The organism is Methylobacterium sp. J-118 (assembly GCF_057836565.1).
Window position 1 is genome coordinate 1,880,203 of record NZ_JBYQFA010000001.1, and the last position, 17,251, is coordinate 1,897,453.

Sequence of the window (17,251 nt, forward strand, 5' to 3'; positions counted from 1 at the left end):
GCGGGTCACACCAACGGGTTGAGGCTGTCGTTGCGCGGCGGGATCGGGGCGCGCATGGTCAGGGAGAAGCCGCCGGGGGCGTAGTCGGTCACCACCTCGGCCTGGACCTGCGTGATCAGCACCCGCTGCAGCAGGCGCGACCCGAAGCCCTGGCGGCTCGGCGGTGCGACCCGGGGACCGCCGGTCTCCCGCCAGGAGAAGCGCAGGATGCCGGCCGTGCCGCCGGGCTCCAGCGACCATTCCACCGCGACCCGCCCGGTGCGGTTGGAGAGCGCCCCGTACTTGGCGGCGTTGGTGGTGAGTTCGTGGATCGCCATCCCGATCGGCACGGCGACCTCGGAGGGCAGGTCGATCGCCGGTCCTTCGAGGCTGATGCGGCCCTCGGCGCCGTCCTCCTGCGCCACCTCGGCGTAGGGCTTCAGCTCGTTGAGCAGGAGGTTGGCCAGGGATGCCGTCTGCCATGTGTCCTCGGTGAGCACCGAATGGGTGTGGGCCAGCGATTTGATGCGCCCGACGAAGGCCTCGTAGAAGCTCTCGATGCTCGACGCCGTCCGCGCCGTGGAGCCGACGATGGCCTGGACGGTGGCCAGGGTGTTCTTCACCCGGTGGTGCAGTTCGCGGATCAGCAGGCTCTGGCGTTCCTCGGCGATGCGCCGGTCGGTCACGTCGGCGACCACGCCGATCAGGCGCCGCGGCAGCCGGCCGGGGGCGTCGCGCTCGAACCGGCCGGCCATGTCGATCGTGCGCCACACGCCGTCCGACTTGCGCCGGATGCGGCCGCCGATCTGCAGGATCCCGTCCTCCCGCAGGGCCCGGGAGATCGCCTTGCGCACCGCCGGGCGGTCCTCCGGATGGAGGATGTCGTTGAGGAACTCGGCCTTGCCGATGGTGCCGTCCTCGGGCGCATGCCCGAAGATCTCGTACATGTGCTCGTTCTCCCAGATCGCCTGATCCTCGAGCATGTGCCACTCGAAGATCCCGAGCTTGGCGATCGTGGTCGCGACCCTCAGGCGCTGGTCGCGGGACAGGATCTCGTCCCGGGCCTCGACCCGGGTGGTGATGTCCTGGATGATCCCGACCATGCTGGCGGGCGTGCCGTCGGGGCCCGGCACGGCCTGCCCGCGGACCCGCAGGATCACCGTGCGCCCCGCCACCGTCGTGGGGGTGTCGAACTGGTAAGGCTCGCCGGCCGCGCTCGCCTCCGCGATGATCGCGCTCAGGCGGACCAGTTCCGTCTCGGACAGGCCGGTCTTCAGCGCGTCCCACGACACGGAGCGGCCCGGCGGGCGGCCCAGGATCCGCGCGGCCCGGCGCGACAGGGTGAGCAGGCCCGTCGCCCGCTCCCAGCGCCATTCCCCGAGGCCGGCCGCAGCCAGCGCCTCGCGGTTCGCCTCGGAATGGGCGGCCACGTCCACGTCGACGGCCTCGACCACGAGGGTATGACCGGTGCGGCGCACCCGCACGTCGAGGGGGCTGTCATCCGCGCGCCGCCAGTACTGGAGGCCGGCGCGAAGACTCCCGGGCCCTTCGGTTCCCGACCCTTCGCCCAGCAGCGCGGCGGCCGCCTGCCCGGGCAGCGTGCCCGGCGCCCAGCCGACCAAGTCGTGCAGCGTCCGGTTGGCGGCGACGATCACGGTCTCGTCCGCCGACAGCACGAGGAGGCCGATCGCGGCCTCCTCGAAGCCGATGCGATACGGGTCGTCCGCCGCCGAACCCTGCCCCACCCGCTCACTCACTTGAACGAATCCTCGACCGCGCCCTGGCGCGCTCCCGCAGGGGGAAGGCCCCGCGCCTGGCGCGAGCCGCGACCGCACTTCAGGATGGCGCCCGAGCCTGGCCGTGGCAAGGTGTCCTCCGGGAATGCGGCGCGCGATCCCCGCGGGCCCGCCGCCGCGGAAGGTGGTTCGGTGCGTGACCGCACGCCAGGCCGTTTCCTAGCACATCGTACCGGATATCCGAACCGGCACGACGCGCTAACTTTTTGAACGATCTCGTTTTTTCCCGATAGCCGGCAGCCCTCTTTCGGGACGATGCCCCAGAGCCGTTCCCGACCGCGTTGCCATCGCGAACGGCCCTAAGTCCTTGATTCTCCGCGCTCGCCTACGCCGAACCGGTCTCCGCTCCGGCGGCGAGCGCCCGAGAGCCGCGCGGCAGGCGGGCAAATTCCAGGTAGGTCGGCCGCCGGCCCGCTTCCAGCGCCTTGGCCTCGTAGCGGGTGCCGGGCCAGCCCGGAAAGGGCCGCGTCCAATCCGGCGCAGCCCGCGCCGTCCAGGCCAGGACCGGGCAGCGCGCGGCCCGGACCAGGGTCCAGCCGGCATAATCGTCGATATCGCTGGCGAAGCGGAACAGGCCGCCATCCTTCAGGACCCGGCCGATCTCGGCGAGGGAGCCGTCCGAGACGAAGCGGCGCTTGCGCTGGCGGCGCTTCGGCCAGGGATCGGGATAGAGCAGGTAGACCCGATCCAGGCAGGCATCCGGCAGGCGCGCCAGCAGCGCGGTCACGTCCGCATCGCGGATGCGGACGTTGCGCAGGGACCGCGCCTCGATCGCGGCGAGCAGCTTCACCACGCCGTTGACGAAGGGCTCGGCCCCGATGATGCCGATGCCGGGATGGGCTTCGGCCTGCGCGGCGAGGTGCTCGCCGCCGCCGAACCCGATCTCCAGCCAGACCGCCTCCGGGTCGCCGCCGAGGGCCGGGAACAGCGTGCGCGGATCGAGCGGCCCGTTCTCCGGCGGCAGGTCGACCCGCAGGGCGGGAAGCAGGTCGGCGAGCCGCCGCTCCTGCTGACCGCGCAGGCGCTTGCCCTTGCGGCGCCCGAAGAAGGCACGCTCCGGCTCCCCGGCCTCGCGACCGGGCCCTCCGTTCAGGTCAGACATCGGTTTCCAACGCGTCGTCCGGCCCCGGCCAGGACGGGTTTCAAAGGGGCGCGCGGCCTCGAAGCAGGGCTCGGCCCGGCACCCGCAAAAGGTCCCGGACCTTATGAAACCAGCCCTCAGAAAAACGCCAGCGCACCGTCTCCGATCCGGGACGGTGCGCTGGCGGATGCGTCGGCGGTCGCGCCAAGGCCGCCGGGTGTCCGGCGGGCTTGGCGCGGAGGCTCAGGCCAGCGCCGACTTCAGCTTGTCGGCGAGGTCGATGCGCTCCCAGGAGAAGCCGCCATCGGCCTCCGGGGCGCGGCCGAAATGGCCATAGGCCGCGGTGCGCGCGTAGATCGGCTTGTTGAGGGCCAGCGCCGTGCGGATGCCGCGGGGCGACAGGTCCATGGCGTCCATCAGGACGGCTTCGAGCTTGGCCTCGTCCACCGTGCCGGTGCCATGCAGGTCCACGTAGATCGACAGGGGCTTCGAGACGCCGATCGCGTAGGCGAGCTGGATCGTCGCGCGACGGGCGAGCCCGGCCGCCACGACGTTCTTGGCGAGGTAGCGGGCCGCATAGGCGGCCGAGCGGTCGACCTTGGTCGGATCCTTGCCCGAGAAGGCGCCGCCGCCATGGGGCGCCGCGCCGCCGTAGGTGTCCACGATGATCTTGCGGCCGGTGAGGCCGGCATCGCCGTCCGGACCGCCGATCACGAACTTGCCGGTCGGGTTCACGTGCCAGGCCGTGCCCTCGTTCACCCAGCCCTCCGGGAGGGCCTTGCGGATGTAGGGCTCGACGATGGCGCGCACGTCCGCCGAGTCCAGGGACTCGTCGAGGTGCTGGGTCGAGAGCACGATCTGCGTGACCTCCACCGGGCGGCCGTTCTCGTAGCGGACCGTGACCTGACTCTTGGCGTCGGGGCCGAGCTTGGCGGCATCGCCCTGCTTGGCGCGACGGGCGTCGGCGAGGTCCTTGAGGATCCGGTGGGCGTAGAAGATCGGCGCCGGCATCAACTCGGGGGTCTCGTCGGCGGCGTAGCCGAACATGATGCCCTGGTCGCCCGCGCCCTCGTCCTTGTTGCCGGCGGCGTCGACGCCCTGGGCGATGTCGGCCGACTGGGCGTGCAGGTGGATGGCGACGTCGTTGTTCTTCCAGTGGAAGCCCGACTGCTCGTAGCCGATATCCTTCACCGCCTCGCGGGTCAGGGCCTCGAGATCCTTGAAGGTCACCGAATCCGGCCCGCGGACCTCGCCGGCGATCACGATGCGGTTGGTGGTGGCCAGCGTCTCGACGCCGAGCCGCGCCTCGGGCATCGCCGAGAGATAGGCATCGACCACAGTATCCGAGATCCTGTCGCAGACCTTGTCCGGATGCCCCTCGGAAACGGACTCGCTGGTGAACAGGTAGTTGGAACGCGGCATCGGACGCCCTCGGCTGCAGAGCACGCCGGCGCGATCGCGGCGCTTGACCCTTCTTGGGGCCGCGGTTCTCGCACCCGGTCCGAGCCCGGTCAAGCCGGATCGCCGAACGGATCCGCTATAACGGACGATATGAGTGGAAAAACGCCCGCCCTGCGGTCGACCACTTACCCGCCGAGCTTGCTCTCCAGCGCCCGGATGGCGTCGGCGACGTCGCGGCGGGTCTCCTCGGTGAAGTTCTCCGTGATGTGGCGTCCCACGACCTCGGCCAATCCCTTCAGGCCGCCTTCGGACAGGGACGCCTGCTCCCGCTCGCCGAAACCCGGTGCGATGAAGTCATCCGTGCGCGGCATGCCTTTGAAGAAGTAATCCATCGGTACTCCGGTCATCCGCGAGAAGATATCGAGATGGACGGCACTGATCCGGTTGGTGCCCTTCTCGTATTTCTGGAGCTGAGCCGCAGACATACCGAAGCTTTGCGCAACGCGACGCTGCGTCAGGGATGCCTTCCGCCGCTGCTCGGCAATGCGCTGTCCGACATAAACGTCGCGCTGATCGGTTTTCTGACCCGCCATGAAGTGCTCGCCCACCCCCTCTGCCCTGATTCTCGGCAGCGAAGCTTAGCGCGGACCAGGGATCTTGTCACCGGTACGCCGTCGTTGCGGATGACGATCGGCCCGGGCCGCCGGGACCTGCGGCATCCCTGGATTTGAATGATGGCGTCCCCGGCAGGGCTCGAACCTGCGACCCCAGGTTTCATACCACTTCGGCTTTCGCCGCCGCGCCCCGAGGACCGCGTTCGTGGCCTGGACTATCCCTTCACCCTGGGCCGGGCTCGCGCCCGGCCGGTAGGTGCCGCCCGTCTAGTCTCTACACCTTCCCACGGGACGCGGACGCGCCGCGCGGGCTTGGCTCGGGATCGGCAGGGTGCCGGACGACGAAGCGCCGGCGCCGGAAGCTTTCCCCGACTTTGAGCGGATCCGCCGCGCGGTTTCCCGGCGCGACGCCCAATTGAGCCTGTTTAGGAAACCTGTGCTCTGTCCAGCTGAGCTACGGAGACAACCGCCGTCTCCTTAGCATCCTCACCGCCGCAGGCCAACACGCCCGGTGGACAGGGCGCGTTCAGGGCGCATGATGTCCCGGGGTGTTCGATGCGCGGACATGCGGGATCGGCGGGGCGGATCGGGGGAACGCTGGCGGCGGCGCTCATAGCGGCGCTCATGGCGGCCCTCGTGGCCGCATTCCTGGCAGGGTTCCCGGCCCGGGCGGCGCCGCGGGCCGGGGCATCGGAGTGCCTGGCGGAACCGGCGCGCGCCGAGATCCTCGAGGGGATCGGGCTCCGGGGCGAGATCCGCCTCGCGTCGGGCGCCCGGGTCGTGCTGGATTCCGTGCGGTGGCCGGACGCGCCGGAGGCCGCCGCCGCGGCGCGGGCCTGGCTCGACGCCCGGCGGGGTGCCGCCCTCGTGGTCACGCCGCGCGGGCCGCCCGACCGCTGGGACCGGAGGCGGGCCGACATCCAGGTCGCGGAGGGCGACGCGGACCTCGCGGGCGGCCTGATCGGCGCGGGCCTCGCCTTCGCGGACGCGAACGAGGCCGATTCGCTCTGCCGCCCGGCCCTGCGCCTGGTCGAGGCCGCCGCGCGGAGGAACGGGCTCGGCCTGTGGCGCGCGCCGGTTCCGGCCGCGACCGACGGTCCGGCGCTGCGGGCCCTCGCCGGGCGCTTCGCGGTGGTGGAGGGCCGGCTGCGCCATGTCGGCGAGCGCGGCGCCCGGACCTATCTCGACTTCGCGCCCCGGGGCGCGGACGGGCTCACGGTCACGGTATCGAAACGCACTTGGCGAATGGTGCGCGCCCGTGGTTTGAGTGCGGCCTCGCTCGAAGGCCGGCCCGTGCGGGTGCGCGGCATCCTGGACGTCCGGCGCGGGCCGACCCTGGAGGCCGGTGCCGACGCCATCGAGGTGCTGGGCGAGGCGGACCGGCCGGAGGCCGGACCGGAGACGGACGGGGGGCTGCGGCGCTGATCGCGATGGGCGGGATCACGGGGGTGTTTCGGGTGGCGGGACGGTTCCCGCCCGGTTCGGCGGCGGCCCGGGCCGGGGCCTTGGCCGTGTGCGCGGTCCTGGGCCTCGCCCTGGGCGCCTGCGTGGCCGACCAGACCGCCGCGACCGTGCAGCCGGCCGTGATCCGGGTGCCCGCGGAGGCGCCGCGGACCACCGGCCGCGAGCGCGTCGCCGATGCCGACCACCTCAAGCTGGTGGCCTCCTTCGGGGGCGAGGCACGCGCGCCCAACGTCACGCGGATGCTCACCGAGGTGACCGACCGGCTCGTGAAGGCGAGCGACCGGCCCGACCAGGCCTACGTGGTGACGCTCCTCGATTCCCCCGTGGTCAACGCCTTCGCCCTGCCGAACGGCCGGCTCTACGTCACCCGCGGGCTGGTGGCGCTGGCGAGCGACACCTCCGAGGTGGCGGCCGTGCTGGCGCACGAGATGGCCCACGTCACCCTCAACCACGCCACGGCCCGGAGCGAGCTGGAACTGCGCTCGGCCCTGGTCAGCCGGGTCGTGGCGGACGTGCTGAACGACCCGGCCACCGGGGCGCAGCTGCAGAACCAGTCGCGCTTCGCGCTGGCCCGCTTCTCCCGGGAGCAGGAGCTGGAGGCGGACGCCACCGGCGTGCGCACCCTGGCCAAGGCCGGCTACGATCCGTTCGCGGCCGGCCGCTTCCTCACCGCCCTCAACCGCTCGACCGGGCTGAAGGCGGCCGGCAGCGCCAACGAGCCCGACATGCTGGCGACCCATCCGGGCACCGCCGAGCGCGTCACCCAGGTGACCCGGGCGGCCCGCCGCATCGGCGCGCCGGGCATCGGCACCGACGACCGCGCCGCCTATCTCGCCGCGGTGGACGGGCTCGCCTACGGCGACAACCCCCGCGATGGCGCGGTGCGGGGCCACCGCTTCATCCATCCGGGCCTGGGCATCGCCTTCGAGGTGCCGGATGGCTTCGCCCTGGAGAACACCCGCTCGGCGGTGCTCGGCACGACCCCGGACGGCAGCCGGCGCCTGCTGTTCGACCAGATTGAGGCCAAGGAGGGTCAGCCCCTCGACGCGGTGCTGAAGGCGAGCTGGAACGACGCGTTCGATCCGGCCGGCTTCGAGACCCGGGAGGTGTCCGGCCACCCGGCGGCCTTCGCGCTCTCGCGGGGCAAGGACTGGACCTTCCGCCTCGCGGCGATCCGGATCGGCGACTCGACCTACCGGATGATCATGGCCGCCAAGGGCGCCGCCGATCCGGAGCCGGACTTCCGCCGCTGGATCGAGACCCTCGGCCCGATCTCGCCCGACGAGGCCGTCCTGCGCCCCCTGCGGCTGCAGGTGGTGCCGGCGACCTCGACCGCCGCCGAGGATCTCGCCCGCCGCATGGCGGTGCCGGACCGGGCGCTCGACCGGTTCCTCGTCCTCAACGGCCTGGAGCGGGGCGCCGCGCTGGTGCCTGGCCGCAGCTACAAGATCGTGACGGAATAGCCGTCCTGCGCGGCCGCGGCTTGTGCGGGACCCGACTCCGGACATCCTGCCGGGGTCGTTCAGGGAGAGCGCCGTGATTCGATTCTATTACAATCTCAGCCCCAACCCGATGAAGGTCGCCCTCTGCCTGGAGGAGATGGGCCTGCCCTACGAGCCGGTTCCGGTCGATGCGCGCAGGGGCGAGCAGTTCGAGCCCGCCTACACGGCGCTCAACCCGAACGGGAAGGTGCCGACGATCGCCGATGGCGACGTGACGGTGTTCGATTCCAACGCCATCCTGCTCTACCTCGCGGGCAAGACCGGCCGGTTCCTGCCCGAGGGCGAGGCGGTGCGGGGCGAGATGCTGTCCTGGCTGATGTTCGTGGCCACCGGCATCGGGCCATTCTCCGGCCAGTGCGTACATTTCCGCCACTTCGCCCAGGACGGCGGCGCCTACGCCACCGAGCGCTACGCGTTCGAGGCGCGCCGCCACTGGGACATCCTCGACCGGCGGCTCGCCGACCGCGCATACATGCTGGGCGAGACCTACACGATCGTCGACATGGCGGTCTGGGGCTGGGCCCGGATGGTGCCGTTCATCCTCGGCGAGGGCGCCTTCGCGGATCTGCCCAACGTCAAGCGCCACCTCGACGCCGTCAATGCCCGGCCGGCCGCTCAGGCCGCGGAGGCCCTGAAGGGCCGCCACACGTTCAAGGCGGAGATGGACGCCGAGGCCCGGAGCTTCATGTTCCGCGCCGTCCCGAGCGCCGCCTGACGATCGGCCGCCCCCCGCCTCAGGGCGCGGGGGCGGTCACCGTGAGCATCGGCAGGGTGACGGAGGGCGTGTCGGCCGGCATGCGCCCGGTGCCGAGCGTCAGGCAGGCGGCGAGGCCGAGGCCCAGGGCGAGACCGAGGAGCGAGGTCTCGAAGCCGCGGTAGACCCAATCCATGGTGGTCCCCTTTCGCGATGGACCTGCAGCATGCGCGGATCGGGTTAACGGATCGGTGCGCGCCCTCACCAGCCCGAGGCGACGAGGGCGGCGCCCGCCGCGATCAGCGCGACGCCCGCCCAGGCGGCGAGGCTCAGGGTCTCGCCGAGCAGGGTGGTGCCGAGGATCGCCACCAGCACGACGCTGAGCTTGTCGATCGGCGCGACCCGGGCGGCATCGCCGAGCGACAGCGCCCGGAAGTAGCACAGCCAGGACGCCCCGGTGGCGAGCCCCGACAGGACCAGGAAGACGAGGCTGCGGCCGGAGATCTGCGCGAGGCCCCCGGCCTGACCGGAGCCGAGGACGATCGCCCCGGCAAAGACCAGGATCACCGCGGTCCGCACGAAGGTCGCGACATCGGACTGGACGCCCGTGACCCCGATCTTGGCGAGGATCGCGGTGAGCGCCGCGAAGCCCGCGGCGGCGAGCGCCCAGAAGCGCCAGGATTGCACAAGGTGGCTCACGGGGATCTCGTGCGGGACGATCGCTGCTCGATGCCTGCGACGGCCTTCGCGTACCGAATCGCAAGGCTCACAGGCGGCCGATGTTTCCCGTGAAACATCGGCCGCCCCTCCTCACAGCAGCTTGTCGATCGTGATCGGCAGGTCACGGACCCGCTTGCCGGTGGCGTGGAACACCGCGTTGGTGATCGCCGCCGCCGTGCCGACGATGCCGATCTCGCCGAGACCCTTCACGCCGAGGGGGTTGGCCTTGTCCTCCTCGTCCACGAAGATCACGTCGATATCGTAGATGTCGGCGTTCACCGGCACGTGGTACTCGCCGAGATTGTGGTTCATGAACCGGCCGACGCGGTGGTCGAGCATCGACTCCTCCTCCAGCGCCGAGCCGATCCCCATCACCACGCCGCCGAGGATCTGGCTGCGCGCGGTCTTGGGGTTCAGCACCTTGCCGGCCGCGATCGCCGAGACGACGCGGGTCACCCGGACCTGCCCCAGTTCCTCGTCGACCTTCACCTCCACGAAGACCGCCGAGTGGGTGTAGGCCTCGTAGGTCTTGTTGAAGTCCTTGTCGGGCCCGGCCGCCTCGACGGCCTCGACCTTGTCGAGTCCGGCCGCCTTCAGCACCTCCACCAGGGCGACGCTGCGGCCCGGATCGCCCGCGACCGAGATACGGCCGTCCGCGAACACGGCGCGGTTGAAATCGACGTTGGCCAGGGGCGAGTTCTCCATGGCCCGGGCGCGCTTGAACACCTGTTCGCCGACGTTGCGGCAGGCCTTCATCACGGCGGTGCCGGAGGAGGCCGCGGTCCAGGAGCCGCCCGCGACCGGAGCCTCGGGCAGGCGGGTGTCGCCGAGCTTGGTGGTCACCGATTCCATGGGCAGGCCGAGGGTGTCGGCGGCGATCTGGGTGAGGATCGTGTAGGTGCCGGTGCCGATATCGCCGGTGGAGTTGCCCACCGTCAGCCGCCCGTCGGGGGTCAGGGTCGCGATGGCGCTCGACTGCATCATCATCGATTCCCAGACGCCGGTGGCGACGCCCCAGCCGACCAGCTCCCGCCCGTCCCGCATGGAGCGGGGCTCAGGGCTGCGCTTGGCCCAGCCGAAGCGCTCGGCGCCCTGCGCGAAGCAGCTCTTCAGCTCCTTCGAGCCGAACGGCTTGCCCCCGGCGGTGGCATCCGAGTCCGCGTAGTTCTTGAGCCGCAGGGCGATCGGATCCATCCCGGTCGCATAGGCGAGCTCGTCCATGGCGGTCTCGATGGCGAAGACCCCGCTCACCGCGCCCGGCGCGCGCATGTCGCCGGGGGTCGCGGTGTCGAGCTTGGCCAGGGCGTAGGTCAGGGCGACGTTGTCGCAGCGGTAGAGGACGCCCGACCAGTTCACCACGACCTCCTGGTAGTCCTCGTAATGCGAGGTGCCCTGCACGGCGCCGTGCCGGAGGGCCGTCAGGGTGCCGTCGCGCTCGGCCCCCAGGGCGATGGTCTGGAGCGCCTCGGGCCGGTAGGTGAAGGACCACATCTGGTCGCGGGTCAGGGTCACGCGGACGGAGCGCTTCAGCTCCTGGGCGGCCAGCATCGCCAGGAACAGCTGGTATTGCGGGCGCAGGCCCGAGCCGAAGCCGCCACCGAGATAGGGGTTGAGCACCCGCACCTGATCGGGCTTCAGGCCGAACACCCCGGCGAGGTACTGCTGGCTGTTCGAGACGCCCTGGACCTTGTCGTAGACCGTGTAGGTCCCGTCCGTCTCGACCACGACGGTCGAGGCGTGGGGCTCCATCGGGTTGTGGTGCTCGTTGGCGATCCGGTAGTCGCCCTGGACGCGGACCGGCGCGCGACCGAAGGCGGCGTCGGCGTCGCCCCAGGGCTCGGGCGGCGGCTTGATGCCGCTGCGCTTCTCCGGCGGATCGTAGGCGCCGCCGCGCAGGGCCTTGATGTCGGTGGCGTGGTCCTGGGCCTCGTAGCGGACATGAACCAGCGAAGCCGCGTAGCGCGCGGTCTCGAAATCTTCGGCCACCACCAGGGCGACGGGCTGGCCGCTATAGACGATCAGGTCGTCGTAGAGGGCACGGAACGGCGAGCCGGGGGGCGCCACCGCGTCCTGGAAGTTCTTGTCGCGCCACGCGGTGCGCGGCCGGTTCTCGTGGGTGATCACCTTGAGGACGCCCGGCACCGCCTCGGCCGCGGTGGCATCGATCGCGGCGATCCGGCCCTTGGTGATGGTGCTCGATACGACATAGCCGTAGGCGAGATCGGGGGCGGCGAACTCGCCGGCGTATTTGGCGAGTCCGGTGACCTTGGCGGGTCCGTCGATGCGGCTGCGCGGGCTGCCCACGAAGGTGTCGCGGCCGGTGGAGCTGAAGGTCTGGGTCATCGGGGGGGTGCCTACTGGATGCGCTTGTCGCTGAGCGACTGGGGCGTGCCGGCGGCGGCCTGTTCGAGGCCGCGCACGATGGCCCGCCGGGCGAGATCGATCTTGAAGCCGTTCTCCGATTGCGGTTTGGCCTCGGCGACGATGAGGTCGGCCGCCTGCTGGAAGCTCTCGCGGGTGGCGGGCTTGCCCGCGAGCAGGGCCTCGGCCTCGCGGTTGCGCCAGGGCTTGTGGGCCACGCCGCCGAGCGCCAACCGGGCGGTCTTCACCGTGTCGCCATCGAGTTCGAGACCCGCCGCCACCGAGACCAACGCGAAGGCGTAGGACAACCGGTCGCGCAGCTTCAGGTAGGTGTAGTGCTGCGGGAACCGGCTCTCCGGCAGGTCGACCGAGACCACGATCTCCCCCGGCGCGAGGGTGGTGTCTCGGTCCGGCGTGTCGCCCGGCAGCCGATGGAACTCGGCGAACGGGATCGTCCGATCGCCCTGCGGACCGCTCACCTGCACGGTCGCCTCCAGGGCGGCGAGCGCGATGCACATGTCGGAGGGATGGGTGGCGATGCAGCTCTCGCTCGCCCCGAAGATCGCGTGGATGCGGTTCACGCCGCCGATGGCCGGGCAGCCGGAGCCGGGCTCGCGCTTGTTGCAGGGCGTGGCCGTATCGTAAAAGTAGTAGCAGCGGGTCCGCTGGAGCAGGTTGCCGCCCGTGGAGGCGGCGTTGCGCAGCTGCGCGGAGGCCCCGGCCAGGATAGCGTTGCGCAGGAGCGGATAGCGCTCGGCGACCCTCTCGTCGTAGGCGACCGTGGCGTTGGTGGCCAGCGCCCCGAGCCGCAGGCCGCCCGCGTGGTCCTCGATCCGGTCCAGCGGCAGGCGGGTGATGTCGATCAGCCGGCCGGGCTTCTCGACCTCGTACTTCATCAGGTCGATCAGGTTGGTGCCGCCGGCGATGAACCGCGCGCCCGCCCCATAGGCCTGCACCGCCTCCGCCACCGTGCCGGCGCGGACATAGTCGAAGCGGTTCATGCGCCGGCTCCCTGCAGGACGTCCTCGATGGCGTCGACGATGTTGGTGTAGGCGCCGCAGCGGCAGATGTTGCCGCTCATCGCCTCCCGGATCTCGTCCCGGGTGTGGGCATGGCCCTCGTTCAGCAGGCCGACCGAGGAGCAGAGCTGGCCCGGGGTGCAGTAGCCGCACTGGAAGGCGTCGTGCTCGATGAACGCCTCCTGGATCGGGTGGAGGGCGTTGCTGCCCGCCCTCGCGCCGAGGCCCGCCAGACCCTCGACCGTGGTGATCTCGGCGCCGTCCTTCATCACCGCCAGCGTCAGGCAGGCATTCACCCTTGTGCCGTTCACCAGCACCGTGCAGGCGCCGCACTGGCCGTGGTCGCAGCCCTTCTTGGTGCCGGTGAGGTCGAGTTTTTCGCGGAGCAGGTCGAGGAGCGTGGTCCAGGGTGCGACCTGGAGTTCGCGGCGCTGCCCGTTGATCGTCAGGGTGATGGCGAGGCCGGTATCGGCCCGCACCGGCGGGCTTTTTTCTAACAGCATGGTGTGTCCACGATCTGGGCCGGCCGCGGGGCCGGATAGGAAATGGATCAGTCCGGGGTGGCAGCGGCATGTGCCGGGCAGCCAGATCCGTCGATAACCATTCCAATCTGCGCCTGTTCCGAGGACGAACGGTCTCAGCGATCGGCGATGCGGGCGTTGCCGCGCCCGCCTCGCCTCGGGTAACCCTCGTTTCGAAAACATCCCCGCCGCATCCCGGAGATCCCGATGGCCGCGCTCGACGCGATCCTCAACGACATCGACACGGACCTGGAGAACGCCCTGGAGCGGCTGTTCGCCTTCCTGCGGATCCCGTCGATCTCCACCGAGCCCGCCCATGCCGGCGATTGCCGGGCCGCCGCCGCGTGGCTCGCCCAGGACCTTACGGCGCTCGGCTTCGAGACCGCCGTGGAGGAGACCTCGCTCCATCCCGTGGTGCTCGCGACCAAGCCGAAGCCCGGCGCGCCGCACGTGCTGTTCTACGGCCATTACGACGTGCAGCCGGTCGACCCGCTCGACCTCTGGACGACGCCGCCCTTCGAGCCGCGCATCGCCGAGGACGGCCGGGGTGGCAAAAAAATCGTCGGGCGCGGCGCCTCCGACGACAAGGGTCAGGTCATGACCTTCGTGGAGGCGTGCCGGGCCCATATCGCCGTGAGCGGCGCGCTGCCCTGCGGCGTCACGATCCTGATCGAGGGCGCCGAGGAGAGCGGCTCGCAGGGGCTTCCGGAATGGGTCGCGGCCAACCGCGAAAAACTCGGCTGCGACGTGGTGCTGGTCTGCGATACCGGCATGTGGGACCGGCGGACGCCGGCGATCACCGCGTCGCTGCGCGGCCTCGCCTATTTCGAGGTGAAGGTCACCTGCGCCGACCGCGACCTGCATTCGGGGTTCTTCGGCGGCGCCGCCCGCAACCCGATTCATGTGCTTGCCCGGATCATCGCCGACCTGCACGATTCGGACGGGCGGGTGACCATCCCGGGCTTCTACGAGGGCGTGCATGAGCGCCCGCCCGAGGTGCTGGAGCAGTGGCGCGGCCTCGGCCTGACGCCGGAGGCGCTGCTCGGGCCGATCGGCCTGAAGGAGCCCGCGGGCGAGCGCGGGCGGATGCCGATCGAGCTGGTGCAGTCGCGCCCGTCCTGCGACGCCAACGGCATCATCGGCGGCTATACCGGTGAGGGCACCAAGACGGTGATCGCCTCCACGGCCTCGGCCAAGATCTCGTTCCGCCTCGTGGACGACCAGGATCCGAAGGTGCTGGCCCAGGCGTTCGAGGCCTTCGTGCGGGAGCGGGTGCCCTCCGACTGCACGGTCGAGGTCATCACCTACAAGGGTTCGCGGGCGATCAGCCTGCCCTTCGACATGCCGCAGCTCGGGGCCGCCAAGGCGGCGCTCGCCGAGGAATGGGGCGTGCCGGCCGTGACCGTGGGCGCTGGCGGCTCGATCCCGATCGTCGGGGACTTCAAGCGGCTCCTCGACCGCGACACCCTGCTGATCGGCTTCGGCCTCGACGACGACCGCATCCACTCGCCCAACGAGAAGTACGACCTGACGAGCTTCCACAAGGGCACGCGCTCCTGGGCGCGGATCCTGGCGGCCCTCGGCCAGGGCTCAGATCACCAGCGCTGAGATCAGCGTGCGGCCATCGCCCGCATCTTCACGTCGATCCAGCCCCAGAGGGCGCGGATCTCCTCCGCGGCCGGGCCACCGGGGGCGTATTCCGTCACGCCCAGCCCGGTGGCCAGGGCGTCCTGATGGTCGACCCGGTGGATGATGCCGGGCTCGGCCAGCACCCCCAGCGCGCGCAACTGGTCGGCATAGGTGGTGGTGCGTGGCGAGGGCGGCGGCGGGCACTGGTTCAGCACCAGGGCCAGCCGGCCGCGCAATCCGACGCCGACCAGGGCCTTGAGCGTCGGGCGGGCCGCCACGATGTCGAGCCGGGAGGGCCGCACCGGCAGCAGCACGAAATCGGCGGTCTTCAGGGCCGGGGCGAGCCCGGTCGCGCTGCCGGCGGTGTCGAGGACGGCGAGCGTGGTGCCCTGCGCGGCGAGCAGGTCCAGGATCGCCGTGAGCTGCCCGATCTCCCAGGGCTGGACCCGGTCGACCGCGACGGAGCCGTTCGTCCGAAGGGTGCCCCAACCCGCCAGCGAATTCTGCGGGTCGAGGTCGAGCGCGGTTACGCGTTCGCCGGCCTCCGCGGCGGCGACGGCCAGGGATGCGGCCAGCGTGGTCTTGCCGGTGCCGCCCTTCTGGACGGCGACGGCGAGGATCCGCAATGGCCGGTCGGCCCGTCGGGGCGAGGCCCCCGGCCCAGTCCCGGATCCTTCAGGATCCATGCACCCTACCTGTCGCTCTGGGTCCGGCCGCCGCGCCGATCGCGGGACCGAGAAACCGCCGTCCCTGCCCGACGGGGAGAAGCGGACGCGCTCCGGTTCCGGAGCCGAGACCCCGAAGCCGCGACTCGCGACCCCCGTCCCGTGATCGTAGCCCGGAATTCACGACGCCGATAACGTGCATCCCCGTCACCGGCACCCGGTCCATCCGGACCCGCTCAAGTCCATGTGGAAGAGGCATCAAGATTGCGCTCGGCAAAGATCGAACCCGACCCTGGCGTGATCTTTTTCAGGATCACGGATCGTGCCTCCAGATCCTCTGCGCCACATCTCGCACAGGAGAGATATTAGACTGGCCATAGCGTGATCCGCGCAAGCCCGTCAAGTCTTTCAATCAATACGCGCTATAATCTGTGTTCGTAGAAGATCGACCGGAATATCGACTTTACGAGCCGTAGTAAGAACGGTCATCGAAATTTGATTTGTGTAGATCAATATTAAGCGACGAAATCATATCTCGGCTCGGGGTATTCGCTCGGGCCCGTTTGTCCCGAATCGCCGCGGCGGACCGGCCCGACCGTCCGGATCCGAACCGAAGGGGTCAGGCGCACCCCATCGGGATCCGGTACGCCATGACGGATCCGTCGCGCGGGCCGGACTTCCGCGCCGTCGCCCCGGGATGGGTTCAGCGGCGGCACCCGCAATCGACGCGGCGATCCGGCCAAGCGGCGACGTTCCGGGGCTGGCCTCCCGCGTCAGGGCGCGGCCTGAGACAGCGCCGCGTGGCGGTATTCGCGCGGACATACGCCGTAGCGGTCCCGGAAGCGGCGGGAGAAGTGAGCCTGGTCGGCGAAACCGCAGCGATAGGCGACTTCGCCGACCTGAACGTTGAGGCAGGCGGGATCGGACAGGCGCTGCGCGGCCATTTCGAGCCGCCGTTGCCAGATCCAGCCGGCGATGTTGCGCCCGTCCGCGCGAAACAGCGCCTGCAGGTGGCGCAGCGAGACCCCCATGGCGGCGGCGACCTGCGACGGATCGAGGTTGGGGTCGCCGAGGTTCGCCGCCACGTAGGCTTTGGCGCGCTGCACGGTCAGCGTCCCGTGCAGCGCCTTGGGCGGCTCCTTCGCCATGCGCCCGGCCAAGCAGGCGATGATGAGATCGATGCCCACCGAGACCATCCGCTCGGCCGCGTGGGGCGCCAAGTCCTCGCCCACGCGCGCGAGGTTGCACAGGAACGACCGGGTCAGGGTCGCGGTCGGCAGGGTGCCGTCCACGGTCAGTCCGGTGAAGCGGCGGGATGTCCCCAGCATGCCCTCCAGCCGATACCGCGGGATCTGGATCGCCAGCATCTCGCTGTATCCAGCGTGCTCGATCGTCCAGGGCATACTGTGGTCTCGTATACTAAAATCGCCAGCTTTTTCCGTGCTGACGTGATCATTTTGATCTGCCGATACCGACCCTGCGAGTACCAAGCTGACGAAAAGCACGTCCGTTTTACTATTTTCGTGTCGAAACGAACGCGGCGTCGAATTCGATCTCAGGTTGCTTAATGAGAATTTGGTGAACTCCAAGTTTCCGATCGTTGCGGCGTCGACTCTGGCATGGAACGGTCCGTCTCCGATGTAGACCTGATCCATCGGAACCAGACGCTCTTCACTGACATTCCGCCAGTGTCTGAATCGGTCCCCCTCTTGTACTTGATCCGTAGTGAAGATATTATGCATCACATTAGCGTATGAACCTGATTTCTGTAACGCGCAACCGCGCAAGGTTTCAGAAACAGCATT

At 70.3% G+C, this 17,251-nt stretch carries 15 protein-coding genes and 1 tRNA gene; 4 read left to right on the forward strand and 12 right to left on the reverse strand.

Annotated features, from left to right (window positions below; genetic code table 11):
* Positions 1-5: 5 nt before the first annotated feature.
* The 5 genes from AC3IF3_RS09155 to AC3IF3_RS09175 all read right to left on the reverse strand — a co-directional run bounded on the left by AC3IF3_RS09155 (position 6) and on the right by AC3IF3_RS09175 (position 5,069).
* Positions 6-1,736: a sensor histidine kinase gene (locus AC3IF3_RS09155; RefSeq protein ID WP_489228406.1), complete on the reverse strand. Its 1,731-nt coding sequence runs from the start codon at positions 1,734-1,736 to the stop codon at positions 6-8.
* A gap of 364 nt (positions 1,737-2,100) precedes the next feature.
* Positions 2,101-2,877, reverse strand: a complete 777-nt coding sequence (gene trmB, locus AC3IF3_RS09160; protein WP_489228408.1) for a tRNA (guanine(46)-N(7))-methyltransferase TrmB — start codon at positions 2,875-2,877, stop codon at positions 2,101-2,103.
* 222 nt (positions 2,878-3,099) lie between these two features.
* Complete coding sequence (gene metK / locus AC3IF3_RS09165; RefSeq protein WP_489215352.1) at positions 3,100-4,278, reverse strand: methionine adenosyltransferase; 1,179 nt, start codon at positions 4,276-4,278, stop codon at positions 3,100-3,102.
* A 164-nt stretch (positions 4,279-4,442) separates the two neighbouring features.
* Positions 4,443-4,850 carry a helix-turn-helix domain-containing protein gene (locus AC3IF3_RS09170; protein WP_243971253.1) on the reverse strand — a complete coding sequence of 136 codons (408 nt, stop codon included), beginning with the start codon at positions 4,848-4,850 and terminating at the stop codon, positions 4,443-4,445.
* A gap of 142 nt (positions 4,851-4,992) precedes the next feature.
* Positions 4,993-5,069, reverse strand: a tRNA-OTHER gene (locus AC3IF3_RS09175).
* A 357-nt stretch (positions 5,070-5,426) separates the two neighbouring features.
* Between AC3IF3_RS09175 and AC3IF3_RS09180 the strand changes: the two genes are divergently transcribed.
* From AC3IF3_RS09180 to AC3IF3_RS09190, 3 genes are all read left to right on the forward strand, one after another.
* Positions 5,427-6,296 (forward strand): pentapeptide repeat-containing protein, encoded by an 870-nt coding sequence (locus tag AC3IF3_RS09180; RefSeq protein ID WP_489228410.1) that lies wholly within the window; start codon positions 5,427-5,429, stop codon positions 6,294-6,296.
* A gap of 5 nt (positions 6,297-6,301) precedes the next feature.
* Complete coding sequence (locus AC3IF3_RS09185) at positions 6,302-7,798, forward strand: M48 family metalloprotease (RefSeq protein WP_489215356.1); 1,497 nt, start codon at positions 6,302-6,304, stop codon at positions 7,796-7,798.
* A gap of 73 nt (positions 7,799-7,871) precedes the next feature.
* Complete coding sequence (locus AC3IF3_RS09190; protein WP_489215358.1) at positions 7,872-8,552, forward strand: glutathione S-transferase family protein; 681 nt, start codon at positions 7,872-7,874, stop codon at positions 8,550-8,552.
* 19 nt (positions 8,553-8,571) lie between these two features.
* On the opposite strand, the gene AC3IF3_RS09195 is transcribed toward AC3IF3_RS09190, so the two are convergent.
* From AC3IF3_RS09195 to AC3IF3_RS09215, 5 genes are all read right to left on the reverse strand, one after another.
* Positions 8,572-8,727 carry a hypothetical protein gene (locus tag AC3IF3_RS09195; RefSeq protein ID WP_243971080.1) on the reverse strand — a complete coding sequence of 52 codons (156 nt, stop codon included), beginning with the start codon at positions 8,725-8,727 and terminating at the stop codon, positions 8,572-8,574.
* A 65-nt stretch (positions 8,728-8,792) separates the two neighbouring features.
* On the reverse strand, positions 8,793-9,230 hold the full coding sequence (locus tag AC3IF3_RS09200) for an EamA family transporter (RefSeq protein WP_489228413.1): 438 nt from the start codon (positions 9,228-9,230) through the stop codon (positions 8,793-8,795).
* 111 nt (positions 9,231-9,341) lie between these two features.
* Complete coding sequence (locus AC3IF3_RS09205) at positions 9,342-11,594, reverse strand: xanthine dehydrogenase family protein molybdopterin-binding subunit (protein ID WP_489228414.1); 2,253 nt, start codon at positions 11,592-11,594, stop codon at positions 9,342-9,344.
* Between the two features lie 11 nt (positions 11,595-11,605).
* Positions 11,606-12,613, reverse strand: coding sequence for an FAD binding domain-containing protein (locus tag AC3IF3_RS09210; RefSeq protein ID WP_243971074.1), 1,008 nt, complete (start codon positions 12,611-12,613; stop codon positions 11,606-11,608).
* Positions 12,610-13,134, reverse strand: coding sequence for a (2Fe-2S)-binding protein (locus AC3IF3_RS09215; protein WP_489228416.1), 525 nt, complete (start codon positions 13,132-13,134; stop codon positions 12,610-12,612). The genes AC3IF3_RS09210 and AC3IF3_RS09215 overlap by 4 nt, the downstream gene beginning before the upstream one ends.
* A gap of 225 nt (positions 13,135-13,359) precedes the next feature.
* Between AC3IF3_RS09215 and AC3IF3_RS09220 the strand changes: the two genes are divergently transcribed.
* Entirely contained in the window at positions 13,360-14,760 is a 1,401-nt protein-coding gene (locus tag AC3IF3_RS09220) for a M20/M25/M40 family metallo-hydrolase (protein WP_489228418.1), read from the forward strand.
* 2 nt (positions 14,761-14,762) lie between these two features.
* Here the strand turns inward: AC3IF3_RS09220 and AC3IF3_RS09225 are convergent, their stop codons facing one another.
* The gene (locus AC3IF3_RS09225; RefSeq protein WP_489215371.1) at positions 14,763-15,467 is read right to left on the reverse strand and encodes a nucleotide-binding protein; all 705 of its coding nucleotides are present in this window, start codon (positions 15,465-15,467) and stop codon (positions 14,763-14,765) included.
* A 752-nt stretch (positions 15,468-16,219) separates the two neighbouring features.
* Positions 16,220-17,188 carry a helix-turn-helix domain-containing protein gene (locus tag AC3IF3_RS09230; protein WP_489228420.1) on the reverse strand — a complete coding sequence of 323 codons (969 nt, stop codon included), beginning with the start codon at positions 17,186-17,188 and terminating at the stop codon, positions 16,220-16,222.
* Positions 17,189-17,251: the final 63 nt, after the last annotated feature.

Bases quoted from the DNA above. Each gene is read 5' to 3' on its own strand.
- metK (WP_489215352.1), bottom strand. From the start codon at position 4,278: ATGCCGCGTTCCAACTACCTGTTCACCAGCGAGTCCGTTTCCGAGGGG.
- AC3IF3_RS09170 (WP_243971253.1), bottom strand. From the start codon at position 4,850: ATGGCGGGTCAGAAAACCGATCAGCGCGACGTTTATGTCGGACAGCGC.
- AC3IF3_RS09210 (WP_243971074.1), bottom strand. From the start codon at position 12,613: ATGAACCGCTTCGACTATGTCCGCGCCGGCACGGTGGCGGAGGCGGTG.
- AC3IF3_RS09225 (WP_489215371.1), bottom strand. From the start codon at position 15,467: ATGGATCCTGAAGGATCCGGGACTGGGCCGGGGGCCTCGCCCCGACGG.
- AC3IF3_RS09195 (WP_243971080.1), bottom strand. From the start codon at position 8,727: ATGGATTGGGTCTACCGCGGCTTCGAGACCTCGCTCCTCGGTCTCGCC.
- AC3IF3_RS09220 (WP_489228418.1), top strand. From the start codon at position 13,360: ATGGCCGCGCTCGACGCGATCCTCAACGACATCGACACGGACCTGGAG.
- trmB (WP_489228408.1), bottom strand. From the start codon at position 2,877: ATGTCTGACCTGAACGGAGGGCCCGGTCGCGAGGCCGGGGAGCCGGAG.
- AC3IF3_RS09205 (WP_489228414.1), bottom strand. From the start codon at position 11,594: ATGACCCAGACCTTCAGCTCCACCGGCCGCGACACCTTCGTGGGCAGC.
- AC3IF3_RS09230 (WP_489228420.1), bottom strand. From the start codon at position 17,188: ATGCATAATATCTTCACTACGGATCAAGTACAAGAGGGGGACCGATTC.
- AC3IF3_RS09185 (WP_489215356.1), top strand. From the start codon at position 6,302: ATGGGCGGGATCACGGGGGTGTTTCGGGTGGCGGGACGGTTCCCGCCC.
- AC3IF3_RS09180 (WP_489228410.1), top strand. From the start codon at position 5,427: ATGCGCGGACATGCGGGATCGGCGGGGCGGATCGGGGGAACGCTGGCG.
- AC3IF3_RS09215 (WP_489228416.1), bottom strand. From the start codon at position 13,134: ATGCTGTTAGAAAAAAGCCCGCCGGTGCGGGCCGATACCGGCCTCGCC.